This is a genomic window from Stieleria magnilauensis (assembly GCA_007753675.1).
Classification (GTDB): Bacteria; Planctomycetota; Planctomycetia; order Pirellulales; family Pirellulaceae; genus Stieleria; species Stieleria magnilauensis.
The window spans coordinates 1,709,689-1,725,156 of record CP036432.1; the positions used below are offsets into that span (position 1 = coordinate 1,709,689).

A 15,468-nucleotide genomic window follows, 5' to 3' on the forward strand; every position below is an offset into this window, starting at 1 on the left:
GTTGTGGGAACGACTCGCGAGAGGCAACCGCTCCTGCGGCCCGCACGCCAGCGGCGTGCCACATCAAAGCTTGGGGTCGCGCCCGCGCACCCCAAGTTCCGGTCGCCAAAAGGCCGCCAACCCCAACGGGGTTGAACAGAGCAACACGGTTCGCCCGATTCACGCCGCCGTTTGCGCACCCCGGATTGTGCCGCGCCGTTTGTTGAACCCCGCTGGGGTTCCCCTGTCCTCTGCGCCCCCACCCGGGGTGCGCTTCGCGACCCCGGGCTTTGTTGTGGCACCGCTCTGCGGTGTGCACCACAGTGCGGTGCTTAGCCCAAAAGTCGCTCAGTTATACAATCGATGTCCCCCGCGATCCTATGTCGGATCGGCGGAGCGATCCACGACAATGCGACTCTTCTTTCCCGCTCGTTGCTTAGGTCGTGAACGTTGAATCGACTCGCCGCGATGCCGATCCCACGGCTGGATCGATGGGCTTTATACTGCGGGTCTGCCGACTCATTCCTACCCGCCTGATCGTGACACCGATGCCCCTACCACAACTCCTTCGCAATTTGCCGTTCGTTCTTGGTGCATGCATCGCGCTGGCGTCCTGCACCGCCATCGCCGCCGAGGACCGACCCAACATCATTTACATCATGGTTGATGATTTGGGCTATGGCGATCTGGGAAGCTATGGCCAGAAAGAAATCCAAACGCCCCACTTGGATCAAATGGCCGCGGAAGGGATGCGATTCACGGACCACTACGCCGGCCACACGGTATGCCGTCCGTCGCGTTTGGTGCTTTGGACAGGTCAACATGTCGGCCACACGGGGCTGACCGGCAATCGTCCGTTCTCATTGACCGGTAAAGAACAAACGGTCGCAAAATTGCTGCAACAAGCCGGATACGCAACCGGGGGCGTCGGCAAATGGGCACTGGGTAACGTCAACGAGCCGGCGGAGATCGATAACGAAGGCCACCCCAATCGAAACGGATTCGATTATTGGTACGGCTACATGAACCAAAGCAACGCGCACAACTACTATCCGCCGTTTCTGTGGGAAAACGATCGGCAAGACTTTTTGCCCGGAAACGTTCTGATGGACGCCCCGGGCGCCCGCGGACGCGTCTCGAAAAAGAAAGAAACGTATTCGCACGACAAGTTGACCGACGCGGCGCTGGACTTCATCCAACGTAATTATCGCAGCCCTTTCCTGTTGCACATCCACTGGACCATTCCGCACGCGAACAACGAAGGCGGTCGCGTGTTGAAGGACGGCATGGAAGTCCCCGACTACGGCGTTTACGCGGACCGCCAGTGGCCGAACCCGGAAAAAGGGTTTGCTGCGATGATCACCCGCATGGACGCCGATGTCGGTCGCCTGTTCAAGTTGTTGACGGATCTTTCGATCGACGACAACACGCTCGTGATCTTCACGTCCGATAATGGCCCCCACCGAGAAGGCAATCACGATCACGAGTTCTTCGATTCCAACGGCCCGCTGAAAGGTTACAAACGGTCGATGCACGACGGCGGGATCCGCGTCCCGATGATCGCCCGCTGGCCCGGCAAGGTCGCTGCCGGAACTCAATCCGATTTGCCGTCGGCGTTTTGGGATTTTCTACCCACCGCGTGTGAGCTGGCGGGAATCGAAGCGCCCGATGGCATCGATGGCATCGATGGCATCGATGGCATCGATGGCATTTCGTATTTGCCGACGTTGATCGGTGAGACCGATTCCCAGCAGAAACACGACTACCTGTATTGGGCCAGCCAAGAGGGCGAAACGTCGATCGGTATCCGCTGCGGCCCCTGGAAATTGGTGCGTTACCGAAAGGATCGAGCCGGCAATGCGGATTGGCGATTGTATGACCTCCGCAGCGATCTCGGCGAAGTCAACGACATCGCTGCCGAGCACCCGGAGCAGGTCCAGGAGATCCTGTCGTTGGTCCAGCGCGATGGGTTGCCGCTGGAGACGAAAGCGAAACGTTGATGCCGTCCGTACTTGTTCCCAGGCAAGCATCTGGGAACACACGGTGATGGAAGCTCCCGGCCAATGCCACGAACGTTGGCGTCAAACGGGGGCTTTTGTTAGCGGCAGGGCGCGAGCCCTCCGGCCGCGCCATCGGCTTGTGGCTCCGCCAATCGAGCGCGCCACTTGAGCGTGCCGGCGGAGCCGGCGAGGGTGGCAAGCAGGATGCTTACCCCACGTCTCGCTTGTTACTTCGTTTCCAGCCGATTGATAAACTTGCCGGGGAAGTCCGATTCGCGAATCACCGTCAGCTTCTTTTTCTCGGGCTCGAAAATCACATATCTCGCCCGCGTCGGTGCGAGCAGGCTGATCGACATTTCGTCGTGCTCGCGAAGCACCACGGCCAGCTCCTCCGCAGACACACTGCGAAACGGATGATGCGACATCGCCGTTTCCAATTCATTCCAGCTCCGTTTAGCGAGCGGATTGCGACTGATGTTGGGCGGTGGCCAAGTGATGTCGCGGTCCAGATAGGTCGGCTTGATCGCCAACACCACGTACGAATTCTCCCGGCGAGACGAAAACCACCTCAAGATCTCGTCATGATCCTCCTTGTTGATTTCCAGCACCGCGGGGATTCCCCACGTCGTGTCCACCAGCGGATTTAGAATCGAACGCATCGGACGCCCGACGATGTACGGTGCCAACGAGTCACACCAATCCCGACGCGTTTCGCAGTGCTGTTCCAACACCAACAGTCGCACCAGATCGCTCGTATCGCTCAGCTCGAACCGCAGTCGCACGTCAAACAGGTAACTCGGATTCAGCGACGAAACGAAGCGTGCGTACTTCGATACCCAGGCATCATCGACGGCCAACGACTCGTCCCAGCTCATCGGTTCGGCCAAGCGTTCGAGTGTTTCCTGATAAACGCGTTGCACTCGTTTGTTTGCCCGATCCAAGACCGCTTTCCCAATGGCAGCGGGATCATCGGGATGCAGTTGCAGCAACGTCTTGTTTTCTTCGGCGTCCTCGATCATCTGAATCAGATCGTCCGGTTCGGGCACACCGACGCTGAAATGAAGCAGCCGGTACTGCCCGTCGCAGATCGCCGTGATCGCACGTGGCGGTAATGACCGGGCGACGTCTGCCGTCAAGTTGGCCGGCAATCCCGCCACGACACGCTGGGCGATGCAGCGATCCTTCAGGTCGGGGCGTTCGACGAACAGCTTCTGAAAGGACCGTCGAAAATTTGGGCCACACCAAACATCCGGTCCTCCGCCGAGACGACTTTTGTCGGCCTTGTCCAGCTTGGCCTTGGTCCATTGAAAAGGATCTTCGTCGGTGATCAGAAACACGATCAGCTTGGATTCAATCTCGCTGGCCGAGAGCCCCGAAAATGGCTCTCGAAACACCAAGCCATCGACTTTGTCGGCATCGTCGACCACTTCATCGGCGACGACCACCGAGACGCCGAGCAAGAACAAGCCGGCTGCCCAACGACAAATCGAATTCCACATGCAAGCACTCCGCGAGAGGGGTAGTGCCTACCAATGTAGCAGCTCACACGGGGCCATTGAGCGATCTCGATCGGTGTCCAAGAACACACCTCTCAAAGAGAGGCGACTAGCAGATTCGAACTGCTGTAGACGGATTTGCAATCCGCTGCCTAACCACTCGGCCAAGTCGCCTTCAACTGATGGAAAGATTAAGAAAACTTTCCCGAACCGTCAAGAACGCCCAAAACCGTCCAGTCTGCCTTTCGGGACTGACTCGGAGAATCGTTCTCGTCGTGAAGAGAGGTATCGGACGCTTCCCACGCTCTCTTGAGAGACATCGGGCGAATAAAAGAAGTTCGCCAGATTTGCGTCTTCTCTTTGCAACGCCCCCGTGTCGGTCGCGGCCCGGTCGCGGACGCTCCGATCCGGCAAAATTTTTTCCCGATTTTCTTGTCGGCGACCTTGGGATGGCGGGGTCATTTTGGTGAAGATCTCCGGTGCATTGTTGATGTTTCGCCAGAAATCGACCGCGATGGGTGCCGACGACGGTTTCCCTCACGCCGCACGGCCAGACCGCTACCATGCAGGTGCTTCAAGGATCTCAGATCCGACCGTAAGCTACCCCCCAAACACCACACGATTCCCAAACGTCCCCTCCCTGCTCAATAGATCGCAATGACCAAAAAGTGCACGACCCTCGGACTTGAACCCAGCTTCGGTTTCGGAGATCGAACCGGCCTCGCAACCCCCGGACACGTCGCCGCGATGAAACGTTGCGGAGAAGGAATCACGGCGATCTATCCCCAGCAATCGATTCGCGAGATGACGCGAACCAAGCGGACGCCCGAGGGTGTGATGGCCGACGCGATGCAAGCGGCCGAGGCGGCCGGATGGGACGGCCCGATCGGAGCCGATGCCGACCACTTGAAAGTCAATCAGGACGTCGACATCACCGCGGCAGCCGGGTTCACGTTCTTCACCATCGATCCCTCCGACGACGTCGACCAAAAAGCCGACGACTACGACGAAGCGACGCTCCGAGAAAAGTTTTCGTCCGCCCGCGACGCCGCCCCCTGGTTCGATTCGTACGTGGGCAAGTCGATCGAATTGCCCACCGGATCGACGATCCAACTGGACGAAGAAGCTTGCATGCGTGCGGCGGTCAAATACGGACCCGCGATCGCTCGCGCTCTCAAGCTGGGTGACTACATCCGACAAGTCAACGAGAAGGCCGGACAAGATTACGAAATCGAACTCTCCGTCGACGAAACCGACCAGCCGACCACCCTGCCGGAGCACTACATCATCGCCGATCAATGCCTCCAGGGCGGCATGAAGCTGGTCAGCTTGGCGCCGCGATTCATCGGCGACTTTGAAAAAGGCGTCGATTTTAAAGGCGACTTGGCGGCGCTCGAAGCTTCATTGGCCGATCACGCGGCGGTGGCGAATCTGCTGGGCCCTTACAAACTGAGCCTGCACTCCGGTAGCGACAAGGTGTCGATGTACGCCGCGTTGGCTCGCACCACCGCCGGAAAATTCCACGTCAAAACCGCCGGCACCAGCTACCTGGAAGCACTCCGCGTTGTCGCCCGCCACGATCCCGCTGCCTTCCGCGGTATCATCGATTTTTCACGCGATCGATACGAAACCGACAAAGCGACCTACCATGTCTCGGCAACACTCGCCGACGCCCCGACGACCGATCAAGCCGACGACCAAACGCTGGAAAGCGAATACCTGGAAATGTGGGCGGACGTCCCCGAAGGAAAAGGGTTCACCAAACCTGGACGCCAGATCCTGCACTGCACCTTCGGCTCCGTCCTGACCGACGCCAAGTGGGGTGCCGTCGTCCGCGATTGTCTCGTCGCGCACCCGGACACCTACTGCGACGTTCTCGACGATCACTTCGGACGGCACCTCGACGCCCTCCGCAGCGGAATGTAGGGCCCTGAGTAGGGGCAGTGCCCCCTGAACGATAGTGCGAACCGGCTGATGCCAATTGATGATCAGCCGTTTGGCGCGAGCTTACGGGCCCTGCGCTGGTCAAAACCTTGTCGATTGAGCGGCAGGGCGCAAGCCCTCCGGTCCGTCTACGCATCTTCGACGCTACCACTGGACGGCTCCCCCGCCGTTCCGCTAACAAAACGCTTCACAGCGTCGCCCGTCGCGGTCGAGTGATTGCCTCGATCGAGGCCTGGGCGGTTTGGGGCAAGTCAGCTACATCGCTTGCCTGCGTCATGATATTCTGTGGACCGCCCCAGCCATTGACGGCTTTCCCACCGCAGCCTATCCTTCCGCGCCGATCCCCCAATGAGCAACCCCTACGACGCTCCCAGCGAAGCATCGAAATCCGACATTGTTGAACAGCCCCGGGTGAGCACCTGGGAACAAATGAAGACCACCGAGGACTGGTGGGCGATTTGGTGCGCGGGATTGATTTTGATCGTTGCCTTTGTCGCCGTCTGGATTTCCGTCCCGGCAAACTTCTTCACCGCGATTGACCAAGGTGAATCGGTTTCGATCTCCAGTCCGCTGAAAAGTTGGTTGGCCAAGCCGGGGAAATGGACGCAAAACCCGGTCGACGCGTTCTACGTCGCCGGTGACGAAGGCAACAGTGCGACGATGACCTACCGGGGCGTGTTGGGTGCGTTTGTCATCATCGGCGTGTTGTTCACCGTGGCGATGACGATTCGAAAGAAGAACGCGATCGGGTTCATCAAAGCCTTTCCCGTCGTCTTCCTGTTGGCGACCGTCGCGTATGTCCTGGCCGGGCAGAGTGTGATCAAGGCGTACAATCTGGAATACGCGCTGTGGGCCTTGCTGGTGGGTCTGGTGATCAGTAACACCATCGGGACCCCGCACCGATGGCGGCCGGCGATCATGACCGAGTTTTTCATCAAAACCGGGTTGGTCCTGCTGGGTGCCGAAGTCTTGATGAGTCGCTTGATGGCGCTCGGGATCCCCGGAATCGGCGTGGCCTGGGTGGTGACACCGATCGTTTTGATCAGCACGTTCGTGTTCGGACAAAAGGTCTTAAAAATCCCGTCCAAGTCGTTGAACATGGTGATCAGTGCCGACATGTCGGTCTGCGGCGTTTCCGCGGCGATCGCGACCGCCGCGTCCTGCAAAGCGAAGAAAGAAGAACTCTCACTGGCGATCGGCCTGTCGCTTTCTTTCACCGTCGTGATGATGATTTTGCTGCCGTTGGCGATCAAGGCGATGGGGTTGCCCGACGACGTCGGCGGGGCGTGGCTGGGCGGAACGATCGACGCAACCGGTGCCGTCGCGGTCGCCGGAGCGACCCTCGGTGAAGAAGCCCTGGAAGTCGCGGCGACGGTCAAGATGATCCAAAACATCTTGATCGGGGTGACCGCGTTTTGCGTCGCCGCGTACTGGGTCGCCTACGTCGAAAAAGACAGCGACGCGGCCAAACCCGGCATCGGCGAGATTTGGTACCGATTCCCCAAATTTGTGCTCGGCTTCATCGGAGCGTCGATCCTGTTTTCGATCCTGCACGCCAACCTGGCCGGCGGAAACCTGATGATCGAAGCGATGATCGGTGGTTCGACGAAGACGCTCCGCGGTTGGTTCTTTTGCCTGGCGTTTGTCTGCATCGGCTTGGAAACCAATTTCAAACAATTGCTGCCCTACTTTCGTGGCGGCAAGCCGATGATTTTGTACGTCTGCGGCCAGTCGTTGAACCTGCTGCTGACGCTGATCATGGCCTACCTGATGTTCGGCGTGCTATTCGCGGAGTCAGGCCAATGAGTCATCGACGCATTCGGTTCTTAGCCGTGATCCTGGCCATGCTCGTCGTCTGGGGCGTCGTCTTGCCCCAGCTGGCGACGACACGAACCGTGCGCGAACGGACGCAGTGGTTGGAACAACACCAAATCGACCCGGCGGCGATGTACTACACCGAACTTCCGCTGATGGACCGCATTCTCGCCGACGAGTGATCGGAGCACCGCACGCCGATCACGACGCACCCCGACAGGCTTAGCCAAGCTGTGCCTGGACTGCGTGGAATCAGTCGCTGAGGCGAATTCATGTCGATGCGGAACCCCTTCCGCAGCGCTTGCCCAAAGGGCATCCACAACATAGCCTGGGGTCAGGGAACGAGCGCAGCGGAGTGACCGCCACCCCAGGAAAGGAAGCCCGAACCCTCGCCCTCCCGCTTTCGATCGGCCGGCGGCGAAGCCGCCGGCCGATCGAAAGCGGGAGGGTATTCGGTACGTCGACGGCATGCACAGCATGCCCTACGAAACTTGTTCCCAGGCCACCGCGTGGGAACGGGTTGATGCACCGCACGCCGCTACTCTTCTTCGCGGAGCTGGGCCAGGACGGTGAAGTCTTCCAGCGTGCTGGTGTCACCGGCGGCTTCGCGCCCGGCAGCGATGTCGCGGAGTAGACGTCGCATGATCTTGCCGCTCCGCGTCTTGGGAACCGACGCGGCGAAGCGAATGTCGTCCGGCTGGGCGAGTGCACCGATCTGCTTCCGCACGTGGTTCCGCAACTCCTGACGAAGCTCCTCACCGGGGTTCGGGTCCGTCACGGTGACGAAGGCCGCGATCGCTTCGCCTTTGAGTTCATCGGGGCGGCCGACGACGGCGGCTTCGGCGACCGAAGGGTGACTGACCAGGGCGCTTTCGACTTCGATCGTGCTCAACCGGTGGCCCGAGACGTTGATCACGTCGTCGATGCGGCCCATGATCCAGTAGTAGCCGTCCTTGTCGCGGCGGGCGTTGTCGCCGGTCAGGTATTCTCCTTTGAACGTGGCCCAGTAAGTACTCACAAACCGTTCCTCATCCCCCCAAATGCCGCGCAACATTCCCGGCCAAGGTTGTTCGATACACAACTTGCCGCCGTGCTCCTCGTCGACCGATTGACCGTTTTCATCCAAGATCACCGGAACCACCCCTGGCAGCGGTTTGGTGCAGGATCCGGGCTTGGTCGCCGTGATCCCCGGCAACGGACTCATCATGATGCCGCCGGTTTCGGTTTGCCACCACGTGTCGACGATCGGACATTTTTCGCCACCAATCTTCTTGTGGTACCACATCCAAGCTTCGGGATTGATCCCTTCACCGACGGTCCCCAGCAATCGCAAACTGGACAGATCGTGTTTGTCGACGTGTTCATCTCCCCATTTGATGAACGCTCGAATCGCCGTCGGCGCGGTGTACAAGATCGTGACCTTGTATTTTTCGATCAGCTCCCAAAAACGATCTTCCGCCGGATAGTTGGGAGCGCCTTCGTACATCAGGCAACTTGCGCCTGCGGCCAACGGTCCGTACACGATGTAACTGTGCCCGGTGATCCAGCCGCAATCCGCGGTGCACCAATAGATGTCATCGTCGCGATGGTCAAACACCCACTGGAACGTCCGTTTTGCCCACAAGTTGTAGCCGGCCGTGGTGTGACGAATGCCCTTGGGTTTTCCGGTGCTGCCGGACGTGTACAGAATGAAGAGCGTCGCTTCGCTGTCCATCGGCTCGGCCGGCAGGTCACCGCTCTGCTTGTCCACGACATCGTGCCACCACACGTCTCGGCCTTCCCGCATCGCGACTTCGTTACCGACCCGCTTCAACACCAAACAGGTCTGCACCGACGGCGACTTTTCGAGTGCCTCATCCACGGTTTCTTTCAGCGGCAACACTTTGCCACGTCGATACAGCCCATCAGAGGTGATGACCATCTTGGCTTGGGCGTCGTGATTGCGATCGGCGATCGATTCGGCGCTGAATCCGGCGAAGATGACCGAGTGGATGGCGCCGATTCGGGCACATGCCAACATCGCGATCGCCAGCTCAGGCGTCATCGGCATGTAAATGCTGATGATGTCGCCCGACTGAATCCCCAGTTCACGAAGTGCCGCTGCACATTTGCAAACCTCAGTCTTCAGTTCGTTGTACGTCAGCGTGCGGGTGTCGCCCGGTTCGCCTTCCCAAATGATGGCCGGTCGATCCCCCAATCCGAGTTCGATGTTGCGATCGAGACAGTTGTAACTGGCGTTGGTTTTTCCGTTGATGAACCATTCGGCATGCGGCGAATCCCACTTGCAGGTCTCGTCGAACGGTTCGAACCAGTGCAGGTGTTCCAGGGCTTCTTGACGCCAAAAACCGTCGCGATCGTCGCGCGCCCGCGCATAGAGTTCGTCATATTGTTCCGTCGTGCGAATCACCGCTTTTTGAGTGAATTCAGCAGGCGGGGGGAAGAGACGGCTTTCGTCGAGAACGTGGTCGATCTGGCCAGAAGAAGATTCAGACATCCAACGCGTATCCGAAAAAGGTAGGAAAGTGGAGAGACTGATAGTCTAACCAACGGAAAACCACACCACCACACGGCATTGGAAGGGCGAACTGTGCTCGTTTGCCGCTCGCTGCTACACTTCACCCATGGCCAAAAAGAAACGAAAATCCAACCAGTCACGCGTCAGCTTTCGAAAGCGACATCAGGGGCGCGTGCGCGACAGCGACTTGACGCGACAGTTCCACGTCGGCGATGCCGAATCACTCGCCGACGCGGTGAAAAACGAACGTGTCAGCGGAAAAGGCGACTTGACGCGCAAACGCACCGTCGTCGGCGTCCAAGCGGGTGCGCCGGCCTCCGCGGATGACCCCCAATCGCACGACTCGTTGCTGATCGGCGGCCGCGTGCTCCGCGCCCACGGACTCCGCAACACCGTTTTGGCCGACGACGGGCGGACGTTCGAATGTTCGATTCGCCAGGTCCTCAAATCGCTCAGCATCGACGGTCGCGGAACCGTCGTCGCAGGCGATCGCATTCAGTTTCGCGCCGAATCGGAAACGACCGGCATGATCGAATTCGTCGCGCCGCGTCACGGGATCATCAGCCGACAAAGTCGCGGCCAGCAACACATCATCGCCGCCAACGTGGACCATCTGCTGATCGTCACCAGCGCCGCCGAGCCGACGATCAAACCCGCCCTGATCGACCGATTTCTGCTGTCGGCCGAACAATGTGGTTTGAACCCCGTGGTCATCATTAACAAATGCGATCTCGTCGACCCTGCGTCGCTGCAGCCGATCCTGGGCGTGTACGCCTCGCTCGGCTATCGCGTGTTGTTGACCAGCGCCGATCGAGGAACCAACATCGACTATCTGAAAGAACTTCTAAGGGGAAAGCAGACGGCGCTCTCGGGACAAAGCGGCGTCGGCAAAAGCAGTCTGCTCAATGCCGTCGAGCCCGGGTTGGCGCTGTCCGTCTCGGAGGTCAGCAAAGACAACCAAAAAGGCCGACACACGACGACCACTTCCACACTGATCCCGCTGCAAGGCGAAAATGCCGGCTGGGTGTTCGACACGCCGGGCATTCGCCAATTTCAATTGTGGGACATCACCGCCGAAGAAGTCGCCGGGTTGATGCCCGACCTGCGGCCCCATGTCGGTGAATGTCGCTACGCAAACTGCTTGCACCTGAGCGAAGACGACTGCGGTGTCAAGAACGCCGTCGCCGACGGCCGCATCGACGCCCGGCGTTATGATTCGTATTGCCACCTGCTCGAAGACGACTTGCTGCTATAGACGCGTTAGACCGTCAACACGATCTTGCCGCCGACGTTTTCGGCTTCCTGGATGCGGTGCGCCTCGGCGGCTTCGGAAAGCCGAAGCGTCTGGGCGATGTTCGCTTTCAGCCGTCCGCTCGCCATCCAGCGATTCATCGCTTCGGCACAACGCTGCATCTCCAGCGGCGTCGCTTTGAACATCACGAACCCGTGCAGCGAGCACTCTTTGACGTAGAACGGGCCGACGGGGAATTCCGGTCTGGAATCGCGACCGGCCATCAACACCATCCGTCCCCGCGGAGCCATCAAATCGATCGCTTCGTCGAAGTCCGGCATGCGGCGCGTCTCCCAAAAGAGATTCACTCCCTTGGGCGCGATCTCCTTGACACGCTCGGCGATCGATTGCGACGAGTAATTGATCACGTGGTCGGCACCCAGCTCCATCGCGCGTTCACATTTAGCGTCCGAGCCGGCGGTCGTGATCACCGACGCGCCCGCCGCCTTGGCCATCTGCACTACCATCGCGCCCACGCCACCGGTTCCCCCGATGATGAACACGGTTTCCCCCGGTTCGATCGCCGCGCTGCGGAATAGCCCCAAGTGCGCCGTCACGCCGACCAACGCATTGGCGGCGGCGGTGGCAAAGTCGACCGAGTCGGGCAGCGGAAAACACCAATGGGCATCGACCGCGATCTGCTCGGCAAAGGTTCCCTGCCGGCCCAACAACCCTTGGTTGGTGCACCACACGCGATCTCCGACCGAAAACGATTCCACGCCTTCGCCAACGGACTCGACGACGCCCGCCGCATCGCAGCCGGGGATGAAGGGATCGGGCAGCTCGAACGCCACCAGACCGCTGCGCACATAGGTGTCGATCGGGTTGACCGAGACGGCATGGTTGCGAATCAGAATTTGTCCGGGACCGACTGTCGGGGGCTCCATGTCACCGAATTGGATGACATCCGGCGTTCCGGTTTGCTTGATGTAGGCTGCTTTCATGGTGGTGCCTCGATGTTGTGAAGTGAAAGATTCACCCGGCCTGACCCACGCCGGATGGGAGACGGCACTAGCGGTTTTCGTTTTTCCAATCAAAACCGTTCAGCTTTGCCAGCGCCAGGATCAACGACTGTGTACCGTCGCGCCGGTGCCCTTGTGCGGCCACGGCATGATAGAGCTGGTAACCGAGCGCCAGACCGGGCAGGGCAAGATTTCGCTTGGACGCTTCGTCGAGCGCGATTTTCATGTCCTTCAAAAAGTGCTCGACGAAGAACCCCGGATCAAAATCTCCGTTGATCATCCGCGGCGCCAAGTTCGACAGCGACCAGCTGCCTGCGGCGCCGGAGGAGACACTTTTCAGGACGGTCGGAATGTCCAACCCGACCTTGTGGGCATACAGCAACCCTTCGCAAATCGCAATCATCCCGCTGGCGATCAACGTTTGGTTGACCATCTTGGTGTGCTGCCCCGATCCCGGCCCGCCTTGGTAGACGATCGTCTTGCCCATCAGTTGAAATAGCGGGTCGATCCGCCGGACCGTCTCGGCATCTCCGCCGATCATGATCGACAGCGCCGCGTTGCGGGCTCCGAGATCGCCACCGCTGACGGGGGCATCGATCGCCTGAACCCCGATCGCCTTGGCCGCCTCGGCGATTTCGATCGCCAGACTCGGGTCGCTGGTCGTCATGTCCACCAACACCATCCCCTCGCGAGCCCCCTCCAGAACACCCCCCTCCCCGAGGATCACCTGCCGCACGTCGCTGGGAAAACCGACGATGGTGAACACGACATCGCTGTTTTCCGCGACCGCACGAGGTGAATCGACGGCCGTGGCGCCTTTGCCGACCAAGCCTTTCGTTTTCTCGGCCGTGCGATTGTAAACCGTCGCCTGGTATCCCGCGTCGATCAGATGGCCGCACATGCTGTGCCCCATCACTCCGGTGCCGATCCAACCGATCCTTGTTTTGCCGGGTTCAATAGCTGTCATTCTACGTGGTTGAGATGAGGAAACTTGAGGGAACGACGATGGGAGAGGCTTCGGCGCCGCCGGGTCAATCAAATTCCCATCGTATCGCGAGCGCCCGAGCGACAAGTAGAAACCCTACCGCGGCAATCATCAACACCGCTAGCTGTGGTAGCAATGCATCGACTGGCAGATCACGCCAAAAAACTTTGTCGTAGCCGTCCAGCGCCCACGCGTTGAAGGTCCAAAGCCCCAGTTCTCGCATCCGTTCGCTCATCACATAGCGGGGCACCATCGACCCGCCGAGCGCGCTCATCGTCAAAATCAAAATCACCGACAGCCCATTGAGCTGCCCGCGCGTCTTGCAAAGTGTCGCCAGGAACAAACCGAACGCCGCTGCGGCCGAACTGGTCACCAGCGTCATCATCACGAACCCGTCCAAGTGCCCCCGCAAGTCAATTCCGAAAACGTATTGTCCCCAGACGAACATCACACACACCTGCACGAATCCCAGTGCGGTGAGGTAGAACCATTTCCCCAACAATAGTTGATCCATCGTCAATTCAGTCGACAACAATCGATCCAACGTCGTGTTCTCGCGTTCTTCCAGCAACACACCGCCGCCGCCGGTGGCACCGAACAGCAAGAACATCACCGCGATGCCGGCGGCGTACATGCTGACCACCGGGTTCGCCTTGTCCTCTCCGATGACGTCCACGATCTGCACTAGTTCGGACGGGTCCAACGATTCCTCCGGAACGACAGACTGCTGTCGAACGAGTGGGTTGGACGTCGCCGTCGCCTCACCGGTGGGGGGACGGCGCACCATCGTCCGCCGCGCCCTGGCCGCTTGTCGCGTCTTGGCGATCACCAGTTCACGCCCCACCAACGCCGACACGACCTGACCGGCAACCTGGTCGGACGCGTCGGCAAGCAAATCCGATCGGATCGCTTCGCCCTGTCCCGGTTTGAGCACAATGGCGATGGTCACGTTGCCATGGCGAACCATGTCCGACGCGTCGTGAAGGCTTAAAGCTTCGTCTTGCGTATCATCGTTCATCAATCGCAGACCGGCGCTGTTGCGCAACGATTCGACGATCGCGGTGCTGTCTGGCGATTGAACCTCGTCGACAATCACAACCTTTACCTTCGGCGTGGTTCCGCTGCCGATCCCGTTTCCGAAGATCAACGCAAACACGCTGAAGAACGCAATCGGGACCACGAACGTCAACAGAAGTTCGATCCGATTGTGTAGCAGTCGCCGCAGACTGAGTTGCATGATCGTCCAAATCACGAGCGTTCTAGTCCCTCAGTTCGTTGCCGGTCAGATGCAGGAAGACGTGATGCAACGAAGGCACCTGTACCTCCATGTCAGACACCACGTAGCCACCGTGCCGGACCGCCTTTAAAAACGGTCCCAAATTGACGGTCACATCGTCGATCCGTGTTTCGATCAGGTCCCGACCGGCTTCACCGACGTGAACCGTCCGACGTTGACCGCCGTCGCCGGGCACCGTCACCGGCGCGGTCAGCGGGCGATCCACACGCACTCGAACCAGCCGTGAATGCCCGACGGTGCTCAACACCAATTCATCGATGGTCCCGTCGGCAATCACGCGGCCTTGATCCAAGATCACGATCCGATCGCTTCGCTGTTCCGCTTCGTCCAGATGGTGCGTCGTCAACAGAATCGAAGCCCCCTCGTCACTCAACTGATCCAGCATCGTAAAGATCCGTTCGCGACTTTGGGGATCGACGCCGACGGTCGGTTCATCCAACAAGATGATCTTGGGCTGGTGTAGCACGCCGCAAGCGAGGTTCACACGCCGCTTCATGCCTCCCGAGAAACCACCCACCAGGTCTCTGGCGCGGTCGGTCAATCCCGTCCACTGCAGCGCCCAGTCGATGCGTTTTTTCAGCTCACGGCGCGGCACGCCATGAAACTTACCAAACGCCATCAGGTTTTCACGCGTCGTCAGGTCTCCGTAAAGTGCCAGATCTTGCGGCACCAACCCGAGTGCCTGACGGGCTCCGATCGAGTCGATCGGGTGGCCGAACACCTTGATCGTCCCCTCGGTCGGTCGCGTTCGTCCGGCCAACGCACGGATCAGCGTCGTTTTCCCGGCGCCGTTGGGCCCGAGAAAAGCGAGGCATTCCCCGCGGCCGAGTTCGAAATCCACGCCACGCAACGCTTCGATCCGCCGGTAGTGCTTGCGCAGGTTGACGATTTCCAGGGCGGGAGATTCGGCGTAGATCACGGCATTGGAATCCGACCAGGATGGAAGAGCCTCTATCGAACGCCGAGTATGTCAAACCTTGCCGACCACGTCACCGCGAAAAGAGCCGAAAAGCAAACTCGCCCAGACCACCCAAATCACCTGCTCTATCACTCAGAACTGGCTTCGATGCCATCCTTCCTGCCGGCACAGGTATCGACGCCTCCTGAATCGCCCTCCTTGGCAGGGCGGCCGAGCGCAGCGAGGGGCATACGCATCAAGTTAAGAAGTAACCCTCCCGTCTGCG

The 15,468-nt window shown here is 59.6% G+C and carries 11 protein-coding genes and 1 tRNA gene; 5 read left to right on the top strand and 7 right to left on the bottom strand.

Annotation, left to right across the window (positions count from 1 at the left end; translation table 11 throughout):
- Positions 1-527 precede the first annotated feature (527 nt).
- Positions 528-1,979: an arylsulfatase gene (locus TBK1r_RS06310; RefSeq protein WP_145208214.1), complete on the top strand. Its 1,452-nt coding sequence runs from the start codon at positions 528-530 to the stop codon at positions 1,977-1,979.
- Between the two features lie 227 nt (positions 1,980-2,206).
- On the opposite strand, the gene TBK1r_RS06315 is transcribed toward TBK1r_RS06310, so the two are convergent.
- Positions 2,207-3,478 carry a hypothetical protein gene (locus tag TBK1r_RS06315; protein WP_145208216.1) on the bottom strand — a complete coding sequence of 424 codons (1,272 nt, stop codon included), beginning with the start codon at positions 3,476-3,478 and terminating at the stop codon, positions 2,207-2,209.
- Between the two features lie 100 nt (positions 3,479-3,578).
- Positions 3,579-3,649, bottom strand: a tRNA-Cys gene (locus TBK1r_RS06320).
- A gap of 483 nt (positions 3,650-4,132) precedes the next feature.
- On the opposite strand from TBK1r_RS06320, the gene TBK1r_RS06325 reads away from it, so the two are divergent.
- The 3 genes from TBK1r_RS06325 (at position 4,133) to TBK1r_RS06335 (ending at position 7,416) form a co-directional block, all read left to right on the top strand.
- Entirely contained in the window at positions 4,133-5,401 is a 1,269-nt protein-coding gene (locus tag TBK1r_RS06325) for a tagaturonate epimerase family protein (RefSeq protein ID WP_145208218.1), read from the top strand.
- Positions 5,402-5,767: 366 nt separating this feature from the next.
- Positions 5,768-7,225, top strand: a complete 1,458-nt coding sequence (locus tag TBK1r_RS06330; protein ID WP_419581033.1) for a YeiH family protein — start codon at positions 5,768-5,770, stop codon at positions 7,223-7,225.
- Complete coding sequence (locus tag TBK1r_RS06335; protein ID WP_145208220.1) at positions 7,222-7,416, top strand: hypothetical protein; 195 nt, start codon at positions 7,222-7,224, stop codon at positions 7,414-7,416. The genes TBK1r_RS06330 and TBK1r_RS06335 overlap by 4 nt, the downstream gene beginning before the upstream one ends.
- A 356-nt stretch (positions 7,417-7,772) precedes the next feature.
- On the opposite strand, the gene acs is transcribed toward TBK1r_RS06335, so the two are convergent.
- Entirely contained in the window at positions 7,773-9,728 is a 1,956-nt protein-coding gene (gene acs / locus TBK1r_RS06340; RefSeq protein ID WP_145208222.1) for an acetate--CoA ligase, read from the bottom strand.
- 127 nt (positions 9,729-9,855) lie between these two features.
- Here acs and rsgA point away from each other — a divergent pair, with 127 nt between their 5' ends.
- Positions 9,856-11,004 carry a ribosome small subunit-dependent GTPase A gene (gene rsgA, locus TBK1r_RS06345; RefSeq protein WP_145208224.1) on the top strand — a complete coding sequence of 383 codons (1,149 nt, stop codon included), beginning with the start codon at positions 9,856-9,858 and terminating at the stop codon, positions 11,002-11,004.
- A gap of 5 nt (positions 11,005-11,009) precedes the next feature.
- Here rsgA and TBK1r_RS06350 read toward each other — a convergent pair whose 3' ends face one another.
- From TBK1r_RS06350 to TBK1r_RS06365, 4 genes are all read right to left on the bottom strand, one after another.
- Positions 11,010-11,984 (bottom strand): NADPH:quinone reductase, encoded by a 975-nt coding sequence (locus TBK1r_RS06350; RefSeq protein WP_145208226.1) that lies wholly within the window; start codon positions 11,982-11,984, stop codon positions 11,010-11,012.
- A gap of 67 nt (positions 11,985-12,051) precedes the next feature.
- The gene (locus TBK1r_RS06355; protein WP_145208228.1) at positions 12,052-12,969 is read right to left on the bottom strand and encodes an NAD(P)-dependent oxidoreductase; all 918 of its coding nucleotides are present in this window, start codon (positions 12,967-12,969) and stop codon (positions 12,052-12,054) included.
- Positions 12,970-13,033: 64 nt separating this feature from the next.
- On the bottom strand, positions 13,034-14,224 hold the full coding sequence (locus TBK1r_RS06360; protein ID WP_419581539.1) for an ABC transporter permease: 1,191 nt from the start codon (positions 14,222-14,224) through the stop codon (positions 13,034-13,036).
- A gap of 22 nt (positions 14,225-14,246) precedes the next feature.
- The gene (locus tag TBK1r_RS06365; RefSeq protein ID WP_419581034.1) at positions 14,247-15,203 is read right to left on the bottom strand and encodes an ABC transporter ATP-binding protein; all 957 of its coding nucleotides are present in this window, start codon (positions 15,201-15,203) and stop codon (positions 14,247-14,249) included.
- Positions 15,204-15,468: the final 265 nt, after the last annotated feature.